The organism is Arthrobacter sp. TmtSoilC51, from assembly GCF_055388015.1.
In genome coordinates, this window is the sequence record NZ_AP035877.1 from 849,550 (window position 1) to 863,594 (window position 14,045).

At 62.4% G+C, this 14,045-nt stretch carries 9 protein-coding genes, 1 tRNA gene and 1 riboswitch; of the genes, 4 read left to right on the forward strand and 6 right to left on the reverse strand.

Translation table 11 applies throughout. From position 1 onward, the window contains the following. Positions 1-73 precede the first annotated feature (73 nt). The 4 genes from ACZ5G6_RS04080 to ACZ5G6_RS04095 form a co-directional block, all read right to left on the reverse strand. The gene (locus tag ACZ5G6_RS04080; RefSeq protein ID WP_223935866.1) at positions 74-1,246 is read right to left on the reverse strand and encodes a globin domain-containing protein; all 1,173 of its coding nucleotides are present in this window, start codon (positions 1,244-1,246) and stop codon (positions 74-76) included. 140 nt (positions 1,247-1,386) lie between these two features. Then, on the reverse strand, positions 1,387-1,857 hold the full coding sequence (locus tag ACZ5G6_RS04085) for an RrF2 family transcriptional regulator (RefSeq protein WP_223935867.1): 471 nt from the start codon (positions 1,855-1,857) through the stop codon (positions 1,387-1,389). Positions 1,858-1,880: 23 nt separating this feature from the next. Continuing rightward, the gene (locus ACZ5G6_RS04090) at positions 1,881-2,336 is read right to left on the reverse strand and encodes a hypothetical protein (protein ID WP_223935868.1); all 456 of its coding nucleotides are present in this window, start codon (positions 2,334-2,336) and stop codon (positions 1,881-1,883) included. Between the two features lie 12 nt (positions 2,337-2,348). Beyond that, on the reverse strand, positions 2,349-3,767 hold the full coding sequence (locus tag ACZ5G6_RS04095; protein ID WP_223935869.1) for a phosphomannomutase/phosphoglucomutase: 1,419 nt from the start codon (positions 3,765-3,767) through the stop codon (positions 2,349-2,351). 141 nt (positions 3,768-3,908) lie between these two features. Between ACZ5G6_RS04095 and ACZ5G6_RS04100 the strand changes: the two genes are divergently transcribed. Together ACZ5G6_RS04100 and ACZ5G6_RS04105 are read left to right on the forward strand one after the other, a co-directional pair. Further along, the gene (locus ACZ5G6_RS04100) at positions 3,909-6,074 is read left to right on the forward strand and encodes a RecQ family ATP-dependent DNA helicase (protein ID WP_498689585.1); all 2,166 of its coding nucleotides are present in this window, start codon (positions 3,909-3,911) and stop codon (positions 6,072-6,074) included. A 140-nt stretch (positions 6,075-6,214) separates the two neighbouring features. Next, the gene (locus ACZ5G6_RS04105; protein WP_223935871.1) at positions 6,215-7,648 is read left to right on the forward strand and encodes an MFS transporter; all 1,434 of its coding nucleotides are present in this window, start codon (positions 6,215-6,217) and stop codon (positions 7,646-7,648) included. 66 nt (positions 7,649-7,714) lie between these two features. Here the strand turns inward: ACZ5G6_RS04105 and ACZ5G6_RS04110 are convergent. After that, positions 7,715-7,802 (reverse strand) — tRNA-Ser (locus ACZ5G6_RS04110). Positions 7,803-7,879: 77 nt separating this feature from the next. After that, positions 7,880-10,147 carry a prolyl oligopeptidase family serine peptidase gene (locus ACZ5G6_RS04115; RefSeq protein WP_498689588.1) on the reverse strand — a complete coding sequence of 756 codons (2,268 nt, stop codon included), beginning with the start codon at positions 10,145-10,147 and terminating at the stop codon, positions 7,880-7,882. A gap of 59 nt (positions 10,148-10,206) precedes the next feature. Between ACZ5G6_RS04115 and ACZ5G6_RS04120 the strand changes: the two genes are divergently transcribed. Together ACZ5G6_RS04120 and cycA are read left to right on the forward strand one after the other, a co-directional pair. Then, positions 10,207-12,192, forward strand: coding sequence for an FAD/NAD(P)-binding protein (locus tag ACZ5G6_RS04120; protein ID WP_498689590.1), 1,986 nt, complete (start codon positions 10,207-10,209; stop codon positions 12,190-12,192). Between the two features lie 74 nt (positions 12,193-12,266). After that, positions 12,267-12,365, forward strand: a riboswitch (glycine riboswitch). A 133-nt stretch (positions 12,366-12,498) separates the two neighbouring features. After that, positions 12,499-13,986: a D-serine/D-alanine/glycine transporter gene (gene cycA / locus ACZ5G6_RS04125; RefSeq protein WP_498689591.1), complete on the forward strand. Its 1,488-nt coding sequence runs from the start codon at positions 12,499-12,501 to the stop codon at positions 13,984-13,986. Positions 13,987-14,045 lie beyond the last annotated feature (59 nt).

The window sequence follows — 14,045 nt, forward strand, 5'->3', positions numbered from 1 at the left end:
GTGAACGACGACGGCCCGTCACCTTTCGCTGGAAAGGTGACGGGCCGCCGTCGTGCTTTGAGGGCTTCTTGCGTTAGTTCGCCAGCCAGACGTCCGGACCGAAGACCTCGTAGTGGATTCGGGTTGCCGGGATACCGGCGTCGATGGCTTCGTCGCGGATTTTCTTCATGAACGGCAGCGGGCCGCACAAGTAGAGCGAAGCATCTGCCGGCAGGTCGACTTCCCGCAGGGACATGAAGCCTTCGTTGGTGCCCTGCGCTTTGTTGCCGGGCTGCGGGGACTCCAGCCAGAGCTGCAGCTCCGCGTCAATGCTTGCCGCGTCTGCAGTCATTTGGCCGCTCAGGGCCCAACTGTCCATGGAGCGTTCGGCGTGAAGGACAAGAACCTGGCGATCTGTTCCGGCCTCAGCCAGGGAGCGAAGAATCGACGCCGTCGGCGTGCATCCGATGCCCGCTGATGCGAGCACAACCGGTCCTTCGCCGTCCTTGAGGGTGATCTCGCCATAGGGGTTGGAGATTTCCAGGACATCGCCAGGTTCGACTCCGGTATGCAGGGCGGTTGACACCTCGCCACCGTCGTTGAGCTTAGTGGTGAAGATCCGGCTGGTTCCAGCGTCGCCTGACAGTGAATACTGCCGCACCTGGCGCAGGCCGTCCGGGAGCGCGACCTTGACGCTGACGTACTGGCCGGGCAGGGCCGCTGTAACAGGAGTATCATCGGCGGGTTCCAAGGTGAACGTCATAGCGTCCTTGCCCGCCGGCATTTTCGCGACCACGCGCCAAGGCATCCACATTTTGTTGTTCGCCTGGGAAGCATAGAGGTCCTTTTCGAGCTTGATCAGGGCGTCTGCCATAAGCCAGTAAACCTCCGTCCATGCCTCGGCGATTTCCTGTGTGATGACGTCCGCCAGGTCAGCGGCGATTGCTGCGAAGAGGTGCTCGTAAACCACGCCGTACTGCTCTTCAGCAATGCCCAGTGAGGCGTGCTTGTGGGCGATCCGGGCCAGGACCTTTTCCGGGAGTGTGCCCGGGTTGTTCACAAGATGGCTCGCAAAGGCTGCAATGCTCCCGGCGAGTGCCTGTTGTTGGTCGCCAGAACGCTGGTTGGAGCGGCTGAAAAGGCCGTCCAGCAACTCGGGGTGTGCTGCAAAGAGGCGCTTGTAGAAATCGGCGGTGATGTCACTAATACGCGACCCGACCAGCGGAAGAGTGGCTTCAATGATGGGGCGGGATTTTTCCGAGAGCATGGTTCTCCTGGGGGTAGGGGCCCGGCTTGGTCGATCGGACCGTCACAATACAAGTATTTGAAATGCCTGTATTTACACCTCAATTTCTACTCCTTGTAGAAAAGATGTGCAAATCGGAGTGCCAGCCTATAGGCAGGTGGTCAGGGCAGGGTTGCGGGGGTCCTGAACTCGGGCCGGAGGCCGATCGTTTGGAAGACCGGATTCATTTGCCGGGCATGCGGCAGGGAGGAGATGACGACGGTGTCGAGCTCGCGATAGAACGCTTCGCGGGCGCGGTTCATGGCGTGGCGGAGACCGCACTCTGTGATGAGGGGGCAGTCGCGGTTGGGAGACTGGCATTCGGCTGGGTCCTGCCGACTGTCCAGGTGGCGAAGGAGTTGGCCAACAGTTGCTTGGCGCCCAGCTTCGTTCAGGCGCGAGCCACCAAGTCGGCCTCGTTCCACATCAATCAATCCAAGGCTACGCAATCGGACCATGGCCTTACTGACATGGTTATACGGAGTCCCTACAGCGTCGGCAACAGCCTGGGTTGTCAGCAACGTACCCTCAGGGGCGGAAGCCAACACCATGACGGCGCGGAGGCTCACATCTGCGAACGCGTTGATTTTCATGGCATCAGCTTACGCAGTCAGGTCTAGTCCACCCAGAGCGAGGGCTCATGGGTGTCAGGCTCCAGGGAGCCGAAGGCGAAGCCATCGGCTGTTTGGGCGTAGGGGATTACTGCTGCCATGACCCCGCCATCCCGGTGCTCGGCGGTGCCATGGATGCCGTCAGAGCCATGCTCGGGCAGTGCGACATCACTTGCGATGGCCACGGCCCGATAATCGTTCCGGCCCTGACGGAGCAATTCATGAACGTCCGTCAACATTGTCCCGGCATCAATGTGACCATCCTCGTCCGGTTCGCCTGGAGAAACCATGACAATCCGCACCTCACCCTCGTGCGAGAGCGTGATCCCGAAGGGAAGGAAGCCGCCATTCTGCAGTATGTGCTCCTGGGCAGTTCCCAAGGCCGTACCCAGAATCTCCCGGAGTTCACGCTCTTGGACAGTCCCGGTTGAAGCGGCATCATCGATGGGCTGCTCGCTCATGTTCGCCTGTCCTTATGCCCGGACGAGTGCCAGGACGCGGTCGCGGATTTTTTCCATGGTGGGGAGGTCCTTGGCTTCGGCGTTCAGGCGGAGGAAGGGCTCGGTGTTGGAGGGGCGCAGGTTGAACCACCAGCTCCCATCCGTGGCGGTGAAGGTGCTGCCGTCCATGTGGTCTATCTCGACATCATCGGCCTGGAAATCGAGGCGGACCCGCTCGACGGCGCCTGCTTTGTCTTCGATCTCGGAGTTGATTTCCCCAGAGGAAACGTAGGGCTCGTACTCGCGGCCGAGCTCGGACAAGGGACCATCTTGCTCACCGAGTGCTGCCAGGACGTGCATCGCGGCGAGCATGCCGGTGTCCGCGTTCCAGAAATCACGGAAATAGAAGTGGGCGGAGTGCTCCCCGCCGAACACGGCACCTTCTTCGGCCATGACAGCTTTGATGAAGGAATGACCGACCCGGGTCCGGACGGCCCGGCCGCCGTCCTTGGCCACGAGCTCGGGAACGGCCTTGGACGTGAGCAGGTTGTGGATGATCACCGGGGTCTGTTCACCTGCGGCCCGGGCGCGGGCGATCTCGCGGCGTGCGACCATGCCGGTGATCGCCGAAGGGGAGACGGGCTCGCCCTTTTCGTCGATCACGAAGCAGCGGTCGGCGTCGCCGTCGAAAGCCAGGCCGATGTCCGCGCCGTGCTTGATGACGGCGGCTTGGAGGTCGCGGAGGTTTTCCGGTTCCAGCGGGTTGGCCGGGTGGTTCGGGAACGAGCCGTCCAGTTCGAAGTAAAGCGGGATGATCTCGAACGGCAATGCTGGGAGGAGTTTGTTGCCAAGCACTGCCGGGGTGGTCAGCCCGGCCATACCGTTGCCGGCATCCACGACGATCTTCAACGGACGGGAACCAGAGAGGTCCACCAGCTGGCGCAGGTATTCGGAGTAGTCCTTCAACACGTCCCGGACGCCGATCTGCCCGCGCACCGCTGCGGCGGGGATGTTGCGTTCGTTCAGGTACTGCTCGGCGAGGGCCTGGATTTCCTTCAGGCCGCTCTCGGAGGAAATGGGTTGCGCCCCGGCCTTGGCCATTTTGATGCCGTTGTACTCGGCCGGGTTGTGGCTGGCGGTGAACGTGGCACCGGCTGCGTTCAGGGCACCGCAGGCGTAGTAAAGCTCGTCGGTGGAGATCAGGTCCAGCAACTGGACGTTGGCGCCCCGGGTGGCAGCACCGTTTGCGAAGGCCTGGCTGAATTCCGGCGAGGACGGGCGCATGTCCCCGCCAACAAGGACGGTTTCACCCTCAAGGCCCAAGACGTCGATGAAGGCAGCACCGACTGCCTCGACGATTTCGGCCGTGATGGATTCCCCCACGATGCCCCGGACGTCGTACGCCTTGAAGGATGCCGAGAGGTCGAAGTTCTTGTTCTGCTCGCTAGTCACGGGCTCAATCCTACTGTGGCGACGCAATTGAGCATGAACCGGGGTACCTGCTATGTGGAAAGCCAGTCCTATGGAAAGCCGCTATCCACATAGCCGGGGCACCGGGTTCTGGCTGTCAGGGGCTGCTGGAATACTGGGTCCATGGCCAACAATCCCCTAAATGCCGTCGTTTCCGTGGAATCCCCTACCCGTCAGCAGGCTTTGGCTTGTCTTCGCGAGCTTGTGGGGCACCCTGAAGCTGACTTCCATGACGGCCAGTTCGAGGCCATTGAGGCCTTGGTGGACGCTGGCCGCCGTGCGCTGGTGGTCCAACGCACTGGTTGGGGAAAATCAGCCGTCTACTTCGTCTCTTCCTTGTTGCTGCGCCGCAGGGGTGCCGGGCCCACGCTGATCGTGTCTCCACTTCTCGCGCTCATGCGGGACCAAGTGGCGGCAGCCGCACGGGCCGGAGTCCGTGCAGTAGCCATCAACTCTGCCAACGCACTTGAGTGGGACACTGTCCTGGCCCACTTGGCAGCTGACGAGGTTGACGTTCTCCTGGTATCGCCCGAGCGCCTCACCAATCCCTCGTTCAGGGAGAACCAGTTGCCCGAGCTGATCCGGAGGACCGGGTTGCTCGTCATCGACGAAGCCCACTGTATTTCGGATTGGGGTCACGACTTCAGGCCCGATTACCGGCGAATCGCGGATCTCATTGCGCAGCTGCCTGAATCCGTTCCAGTCCTGGCCACCACGGCTACTGCAAACTCACGCGTGGTTCACGATATCGAGGAACAACTCGGCGCCGGAGTCCTGACCATCAGGGGCGCACTTGGCCGTGAGTCGCTCCGGCTCGGCGTTCTCAATCTCGCAGACTCACGTGATCGCCTGGGTTGGTTGCTGACGCACCTGGCTGACCTGCCCGGCAGCGGGATCATTTACACACTGACTGTTTCAGCCGCAGAGGACACCGCCCGGCTTCTTTCCGAGGCTGGACACAACGTGTTGTCCTACACCGGCCGGACGGATCCGGCCGATCGCGAGCGGGCAGAACAACTCCTCAAGGACAACCAGGTCAAGGCGCTTGTGGCCACCTCCGCGTTGGGGATGGGATTCGATAAACCGGATCTCGGCTTCGTCATCCACCTCGGAGCGCCGTCCTCGCCGGTTGCCTATTACCAGCAGGTTGGCCGGGCTGGCCGAGGCGCAGCCAACGCGGACGTCCTGTTGCTTCCTGGCTCCGAAGACCGCGAAATATGGCAATACTTTGCCACCGCATCCATGCCTTCAGCCGAAAAAGCCGACGCCGTGCTGAGGGTGCTTGGTGAGGCCAACACGGCCACGTCCACCGTGGCGCTGGAGGCTCGCGTGGACCTTCGCCGTACGCCCCTGGAACTCCTCCTTAAGGTTTTGGCAGTTGACGGTGCAGTTGAACGCGTAGGTGGCGGTTGGCGGGCCACAGGACGGCCATGGACCTACGATGCCGAGCGCTATGCGCGAATCGCGGAGGCCCGGGTGGATGAGCAGGACTCCATGGTGATCTACCAGGACACCGCAGGTTGTCGCATGGAGTACATCACCTCCGTGCTCGATGACGAGTCCGCAGCCCCGTGCGGCCGTTGTGACAATTGCGCGGGACGCTGGTTCCCGGTGGACATTGCAGCTGCTGCGGTCGATGCAGCAGGCCAGACGCTCCGACGAGCCGGAATCGCGGTGGAGCCGCGGCTTCAGTGGCCCAGCGGGATGGAAAGGCTGGGCGTGGGGGTCAAGGGCAAGATCAAGCCGCATGAAAGCATCGCTGAAGGCCGCGTCCTGGCCAGGCTGACGGACCTTGGGTGGGGTGGCGCGCTCCGCGAGCTCTTCGGTGCCGGGGCCCCCGATCGTGCCGTGGACCCCGCGATGCTGCAGGCCTGCGTCCAGGTGCTGCGCGAATGGTCGGGGGCAGACGGCGGAGCAGCCTGGAGTGGGGTGGGTCGCCCGGCGGCAGTTGTCAGCATTCCCTCGAGGAGCAAGCCGCAACTTGTGGACTCCCTGGCGCAAGGAATCGCGGGCATAGGGCGGATGCCGTACCTGGGTCAGTTGCAGCCAGAGAATGGAGGTCCCACAGGATCCCGTGGCGGCAACAGCGCTTACAGGCTCGCAGGAGTGTGGGACCGCCTAGCCGTTGGCCCGGAGCTCGCGCAGGCGCTCGGAGGTATTGTCGGGCAGCCAGTGCTCTTGGTGGACGACCTCATCGACAGCCGGTGGACATTGACCATCGCTGCGAGGGCTCTCAGACTTTCCGGCGTGGGTGCGGTGCTACCGCTCGCCCTGGCTCAAGCGGGGTAGGGCTCAAGCGGGGTAGGGCGTCACGTGTAAGTGCTGAAAAGCGTCATGTTGTGAACGCTGCCAGTTTGCCTCTATAGGATCGAGCAAAACACACCCGCTGCCTGTCGCGGGCCACCCAGCCGAAAACCTGGACCGGAGCCATGAGCACAAACCCGAGCAACACGGACGTCGAAGCGGCCAACGAAACCAGTTGGCGCCCGCGATTGGCCTTGTTGGTGGCGGCAACATTCTTCATGGAGTTTCTCGACGGGACCATCCTCACCACGGCCATTCCCAGCATCGCATCAGATTTCCGGGCGGCACCGGCTGACATCAACATCACCATGACTGCGTATTTAGTGACGGTTGCAATGGGCATCCCGTTGAGCAGTTGGCTTGCCGAGCGGTTCGGCGCGCGCAGGATCTTCTGTCTGGCCATATCTGTGTTCACCGTTGCTTCCCTCCTCTGCGCAGTCAGCACCGACTTGACCATGCTGACGTTCAGCCGGGTGGCGCAGGGGATGGGCGGGGCCATGATGGTTCCTGTGGGCACGCTGGTGGTATTGCGGGGCACCCCCAAATCTGAACTTCTCCGTGCCACTGCCTACTTGGTGTGGCCCGGCCTCCTTGCTCCGGTTTTGGCTCCAATGGTGGGCGGAGCCCTCACAACTTTCCTGTCGTGGCACTGGATCTTCATCATCAACGTCCCACTCGGCCTGGCCGCCTTCATCGCCGCGCTCAGGTTGGTGCCGCAGACACATTTTGATGCCCAACGCCGCCTTGACTGGTTTGGCCTGCTGCTGACTACTGTCGGCGTGGGGTCCCTTGTAGTGGGTCTGGAAACGTTGGGTGGACATGCATCCAATGTGCTGGCCGTCGTGGTGGTCATCGCGGGGGTCATGTCTCTGGCAGGTGCCGTCTGGTGGATGAGCAAAGCAAGTGTTCCGCTGTTCAACCTCAGCGTGTTCGGCACCAGGACTTTCAGGGCGACATCCACGGGCGGTTTCATTTACCGGCTGACCATCAGTTCGGTCCCGTTCCTGCTGCCTTTGATGTTCCAGGATGGATTTGGCTGGGATCCCCTGAAAGCCGGAGTCATGGTGGCTGCGGTTTTCGTGGGCAACATCGGGATCAAGCCAGCCACCACGCCCCTGATAAGGCGCTTTGGGTTCAAACCGGTTCTGGTCTTTGCATCGTTCGCGTCAGCCGTGACGTTTGCCTTGTGTGCGTTGCTGGATGCCCAAACACCCGAGCCCATTATTTTCGCGTTGTTGCTGTTCAGCGGGGCCTTCCGATCCATAGGCTTCTCCGCCTACGCTTCCGTGCAGTATGCCGACATTGGGCCGGAACAGTTGCCCTCGGCCAACGCGATCTCGGCGACGCTCGTCCAGTTGGCGGCTGCGGCAGGGATCGCCGTGGGTGCTTTGTTCCTGAGGCTGTTCGAGGCAACGGACGTGCTTGGGGCGGACCAGGTGTCGGCCTATAAGGGGGCCTTCATAGCCATGGCTGTGCTGATGCTGGCCAGCACTGTGGACAGCCTGGCCCTTCACCGGCATGCTGGCGCCGAAGTCAGCCACGGAGCGAAGCACAGCTAAGCCCAGCGCGGCGGAAGGGCTGGGTTAAACGCAAAAGGTCCCGGTTCGAAAACCGGGACCAAATCGCGGAGACGGGGGGATTTGAACCCCCGGTGGAGTTGTGCCCCACACTTCATTAGCAGTGAAGCCCATTCGGCCGCTCTGGCACGTCTCCATTTGCTATTGCTAGCCCACCAAGGATACGCAGAACGTGCCGTCCAGTGCAAAACCGCCGCCGATGAGGAACGACCGTCAGTTGCTCCCGGCCAACGCGCGCCAGAGAAAGTGGTTGCTTCTCGCTTGGAGCGCGGCGGCCTGTCGGTTGTCCGAGGCGCCCGCGTGCCCGCCTTCGAGTGCTTCGTGGAACCAGACATTCGGGATACCCATCGCCTGCATCCGGGCTGCCATCTTTCGGGCTTGAACGGGGCCTACCCGATCATCCGAGGTCGCGGTCCAGATGAACGTTTCGGGGTACTCGACGCCGTCGTGAAGCAGGTGATAGGGCGAGAACGTACGGATGAAATCCCACTGCTCAGGCACATCGGGGTCTCCGTACTCCGCGATCCATGAATATCCGGCAGAGAGCTTGGTGTAGCGGCGCATGTCCAGCAACGGCACGCCGCAGGACACCGCACCGAACAGCTCGGGGTACTGGGTCAGCATGTTGCCCACCAACAGGCCGCCGTTGGACCCGCCCACGCAGCCGAGTCGACAGCGGCTGGTCACGCCGCGGGAAATCAGGTCCTGCGCCACGGCAGCGAAGTCTTCGTAGGCCCGGTGCCGCTTTTCCTGCAACGCTGCCCTGTGCCACGAGGGTCCGTATTCGCCGCCACCGCGGATGTTCGCAACGACGTACACGCCCCCGCGTGCGTGTGAGCCGGACCCGTCTGCCAAGGCAGCGGCGGAAGTGCGACGCTCCAGCCAAGCCCTGCCAATGGTGCCGCTGTAGGCAGGCGTGCGGGAAACTTCGAAGCCTCCATAGCCGGAAAGCTGAGTGGGATTTTGTCCGTCCAGGACCAGGTCCTTGGATGCCACCTGGAAGTAGGGGACTTTCGTCCCATCCGCCGAGACAGCGAAATGCTGCTGGACCTCATAGTCGCCGTCATTGAAGAACGACGGCGATCGCTTCACCACGGCGTGCTGGCTGGTGACCCCGGCAGCCGGTCCGGTAACGGATGAAGCCGCCGGCCCTGCAGTGAGGGTCCCTCGGGTGAGGGTAGTGGGCGTGGTGAAGCCGGTGGCGATCAACCAGTAGTCATTTCCCGCGCCGGAGTCGGAATCGTCTTCATCGTCCACGGCGTACGCATTGACGTCGTGAAGCGGCGGACAAGCGTCCAGGACGGTGGCAACCCAGCCGCCGTCGGAATCCACGCGGGAAGGGTCCAGCACCCTGATCTCGGAGGAGACGTCGCGCAGCAGGTTAAGCAGCAGATAGTCCTTGGTCCAACTCCATGACTGCAGGGAAGTGTGGTGGTCAGGGGCAAACAGCACCACGAACTGCCGCGATCCGGCCAAATAGCCCTCGAAGTCTGCGGCCAGCAAGGAACCGGCGGGGTAGGTAGCACCGGACACGTCCCAGTCCTTCTGCGGGCGGAACATCAACCATTCGCGGTGCGCGCTGATGTTCACATCGGTGGGAACATCGATGGCAACCCATGAGTCCTCGCGCAACAGCCACGTAGTGCGGTTATAGAAGTCGATGTAGTCGACGGCGAAGGTCCGTTCGAAGCCCGGGGTCGAGTCATGTGCCACCATGGCCAGCATGTGGTCTTCAGGGATGTCGAAGATCCGCTCGGCCTGGGCAAGGGACTGGCCGCGACGCAGCTTCACGCCGGTTCGGGCGTACGACGAGGTAGTTGCAGGCAACCCCTCTGCCGTACTGGACACCAGCAGCGTGTCCGCGTCCAGCCAACTCACGTTGCCTTTTGCCGTGGGCACATCGAATCCGCCAGCGGCAGGGTCAACAAAGGTGCGGGATTCGATGTCGAACTCGCGGTGGCGGTTGGCGTCGCCGCCGTCGGGGGATAGCGAAACCATGGCCAAGCGGTACTCGTCGCCGTCCAACGGACGGAGGAACCCAGCCCCATGGAACACCCACTCGACGCCTTCTGCGGCGGCCAGGGCATCGATGTCCAGCAGGACGTCCCATTCGGGAGCCTCGGAAACGTAACTTTCCCAGGTAGTACGGCGCCAAAGGCCCTTGGGGTGCTCCTGGTCCTTCCAGAAGTTGTAGTAGAAATCGCCGCGTTTGTTCACCATGGCGATCCGGTCAGTTGAATCCAGGACCTCCAGGATGCCGGCTTCAACCGCTGCGTAGTCTGCGTCCTCCAGCAAATCTTCGGTTCGCGCGTTCTGTTCGCGGACCCAGGCAAGCTGTTCTTCGCCGTGAATGTCCTCCAACCACACGTTCTCATCCGTGGGTTCGGGCGCGATTGCCGCAGCGTGGCGAGGCCCGGACTTGGTCTCCAGATCAGTGTCGTTGTCAGGGAGGGGCGTCTGATCAGCTTCTGTGGTGGTCATTGCCCCATCCAAGCAACACTTTTCAACAGGAAGCAAGTCACAGGAAGTTAGGCTTGAGCGTGGCTAAATCGCAAATCAACCGTGTTGCCCTGATTGGGGCCGGCCCCCGGGGCACAAGTGTCCTTGAGCGGTTGCTCGCGAATTGGGTTGCGGGGGCCACGAACCGGGCGAACCAGAGCGATACTGGGCAGCGCACACTGCACATCCACGTTGTGGATCCTTTCCCCGCAGCATCCGGCCATGTGTGGCAGCCGGAGCAGTCCAGGCTGTACTTGATGAACACCCAGGCCTTCTATCCCACTCTCATTCCTGAAGACCCCAAGCTCGCTCCGCCCCTGGCAGGCGGTTCCTTCGACCAGTGGCGCGCGGCCCGGCGTCGTGATGGGCAGGGCCTGAACGACGCCGAAAAGGCGGAGTTGGCTACACTCGAGTCCCACGATTTTCCCAGCCGGGCGCTCTACGGACGGTACCTGCGGCAGACTTTGGCGGAACTGCTGAAGCGGATGCCCGACGGCGTGGAGGTAACCTTCCATGAGACGTCCGCCGTGGCGGCGCGCCCGGTTCCAGTCAACTCGACCACCACGATGCGGCAAGCGTTCGACGTCGAACTGGCCGACGGTACTACACTCACCGTCGGCTCGGTGGTCCTCGCGTTGGGACACATCGAGTCACGTTTGAATCCGGAGCAGCGTTCGTTCCAACGGGCCGCCGATGAGCACGGCCTCCTTTACTTCCCGCCTGCACCACCGGCCGACGTCGACTGGCAGCGGGTGCCGGACAACGAGCCTGTCCTGGTGCGTGGCATGGGACTGAATTTCTTTGACGTCATGGGCCAGCTGACCGAGGGGCGCGGAGGCAAGTTCGTTGAAGCGGGCGTACCGGGAGCCGGAGTTCTCGAGTACCGGCCGTCGGGCAGGGAACCCCGGATTATCGCAGCGTCCCGGCGCGGCACACCGTACCGGGCCAAGGCTGGGTTGGTGGGGTATTACCCCCGCAGCGTCACCATGCGCTACCTGACTGAAGCGGCGGTGGACCGGTTCAGGGCAGCCGGTATCCAGCCCGGATTCGACCACGATCTTTGGCCGCTCCTGCACCGCGACGCCTTGTGGGCCTATTACTCCACCCTTGCCAGGTCGCAGCCTGCCGCCATCCGCGATGCGGCGCAGTTCCTCGCGGACCTTGAGGATGCGTTGCAGCCCCATGCGCACACCACTGCCAACTGGGAAAGCGACGTTGCCGCCTTGGTGGACAAGCACGTGGTTGCCTCCCGTCGACTGAATGTCCGCGGACTCGCTGCGCCGTTGGCCGGGCGCACTTTCGCGTCCCGCAAGGAGCTGGATCTGGCAGTAACCGCCTACCTTGACGACGACGCACGACGCTCAGCCCTGGGCGAGGCGGATCCCGTGAAAATGGCCATCGGCGCCCTCCACACGGGCAGGGCGATCCTCAAGTCCGTTGTGGCAGACGGGGGAATCACGGACGAATCGTGGGTGGCTGAACTGCGTGGATGGTTCGAATCGTTCGTTGAGGGCCTTGCAAGCGGAGCCCCGGCACTGCGTTCGGAGCAGTTGGCAGCTTTGGCGCGTGCCGGCGTCGTTGGTTTCGTTGGCCCCGACCCGAAGTTCAGCGTGGATAGAAGCGCTAAGGTTTTCCGTGCGGTTTCGCCCTGGGTCCACGACGGGCCCGCCGAGGCACCTACTTTGATTGAAGCGATGTCGCCGGCCAACCGGGTGGGCATTAATATTTCCCCGCTACTGGAGCAGCTCATGGCCGACGGCCTTGTGCGGACCAAAATCATGATGAGTGCCGAGGGCACGCCGGTACAAACAACGGGCTTGGATGTGGAACCGCACCCGTACAGACCTGTAGCTTCCAACGGCTCGGTAACTGAAGGCATGTATGTTTTGGGCCTCCAACTATCGGCGACCCAGTGGGGAACAGCCATTGCTGCAGAGGCGCGTCCTGCGACGGGGAAGGCGTATGCCAGCGGCCAGCGAACCCTGCGGGATGCCGACGAAATCGCACGAAGTATTCTGGGCAGCTAGTTGCCTTCGGTTGCGATGAGTCCAACGCTTCGCTAGTGTGTGAGCTGCATCACCGGCAAGGTGGTGCGCGCTTTTGATCTGCGGCGGGAGAGTCCTGCCGGTACATCCCGTCAGGCGCCGTAGGAGCAAACCCTCCCCAGGAATCTCTCAGGCCCATGTACCGCCGCGGCGAGGCAACTCTGGAAAGCAGTCCGGTCATCCGGGCTCACCGAAGGTGCAAGCAGGCCATCCCTGCGGAAACTCTCAGGTCCACCTACAGAGCGGGGAGGAACCCGAATCATCGTGGCACCCTGTGCCGCCTGAACAATGGAGTTCCTCTTGACGATTCAGCGCCCATCATCCGCCGCCTCCGGTCCAGCAGACTCGCCACATCTCGAACGCCAACTCAGTAACCGCCACATCCAGCTGATCGCGATCGGCGGTGCGATTGGCACCGGCCTGTTCATGGGCTCTGGAAAGACGATTTCTGCTGCCGGTCCCTCCGTGATTTTCGTGTACATGATCATCGGCTTCATGCTGTTCTTCGTCATGCGGGCCATGGGCGAGTTGCTCCTGAGCAACCTGAATTACAAATCCTTCAGCGACTTCGCAGCGGACCTGCTGGGTCCTTGGGCCGGGTTCTTCACCGGCTGGACCTACTGGTTCTGTTGGGTCATTACGGGCATCGCGGATGTGATCGCGATCGCCGGGTACTCCAAGGAGCTCTGGCCTTCCCTTCCGCTCTGGGTACCCGGATTGATCACCATCGGCATCCTGCTGCTCCTTAACCTGGCTACGGTGAAGGCGTTCGGCGAGACCGAGTTCTGGTTCGCCCTCATCAAGATCGTCGCCATCGCAGCCCTCATCATCGTCGGCCTGTTCATGATTTTCAGCGGCTTCCAGTCCGACGCCGGACCGGCCACCTTCACCAACCTGTGGAGCCACGGTGGCTTCTTCCCGAACGAATTCATGGGCTTCGTTGCCGGTTTCCAGATCGCCGTGTTCGCGTTCGTGGGCATTGAACTGGTAGGCACCACGGCCGCCGAGGCCAAGGACCCGGAGAAGAACCTGCCCAAGGCCATCAACTCGATTCCGATCCGCGTGCTGCTGTTCTACGTGGGAGCACTCATCATCCTGATGTCCGTCACTCCGTGGACCCAGTTCGCCGCCGGCCACAGCCCGTTCATTGCCATGTTCTCCCTGGCTGGCCTGGGAGCCGCGGCGACCATCGTCAACCTCGTGGTTCTGAGCTCCGCTACGTCTTCGGCCAACTCGGGTATCTACTCCACGTCCCGCATGGTCTACGGGCTGGCCCAGGAAGGCGACGCACCCGCCGTTTTCGGGGCATTGTCCGGACGCAAAGTACCCCGCAACGCACTGTTCCTTTCCTGCGTTCTCCTGCTGTCCGGCGTCGTCCTCATGTATGCCGGCCAGGACATCGGCAAGGCGTTTGACATGGTGACCACTGTGTCCGCGGTCTGCTTCGTCTTCGTATGGTCGATCATCCTTGCCAGCTACCTGGCCTTCCGGAAGCGCCGGGCGCACCTGCACGATGCCTCCGCGTTCAAGATGCCCGGTGGCATAGCCATGGTGTGGGTGGTCTTCGCATTCTTTGCGTTCGTGCTCTGGACCTTGACCACACAGCCGGACACTTTTGCGGCGCTGCTGGCCACGCCGGTGTGGTTCTTGATCCTGGGTGTCGCTTGGTTCGTCCTGCGTCGCCGCCCGGCGCACCTGGCCCGCTACGCAGCGTTCCAGGCCGAGTTGGAGAAGGACTCCAGGCGCACGGCGGAGCCCGAGCTCGCCAAGAAATAACTGATAACCAGAAGGCAGGCCCCTCACGACGTGTCATCCGTGAGGGGCCTGCTTTATTC

Bases quoted from the DNA above. Each gene is read 5' to 3' on its own strand.
- ACZ5G6_RS04080 (WP_223935866.1), bottom strand. From the start codon at position 1,246: ATGCTCTCGGAAAAATCCCGCCCCATCATTGAAGCCACTCTTCCGCTG.
- ACZ5G6_RS04085 (WP_223935867.1), bottom strand. From the start codon at position 1,857: ATGAAAATCAACGCGTTCGCAGATGTGAGCCTCCGCGCCGTCATGGTG.
- ACZ5G6_RS04090 (WP_223935868.1), bottom strand. From the start codon at position 2,336: ATGAGCGAGCAGCCCATCGATGATGCCGCTTCAACCGGGACTGTCCAA.
- ACZ5G6_RS04100 (WP_498689585.1), top strand. From the start codon at position 3,909: ATGGCCAACAATCCCCTAAATGCCGTCGTTTCCGTGGAATCCCCTACC.
- ACZ5G6_RS04105 (WP_223935871.1), top strand. From the start codon at position 6,215: ATGAGCACAAACCCGAGCAACACGGACGTCGAAGCGGCCAACGAAACC.
- ACZ5G6_RS04115 (WP_498689588.1), bottom strand. From the start codon at position 10,147: ATGACCACCACAGAAGCTGATCAGACGCCCCTCCCTGACAACGACACT.
- cycA (WP_498689591.1), top strand. From the start codon at position 12,499: ATGGAGTTCCTCTTGACGATTCAGCGCCCATCATCCGCCGCCTCCGGT.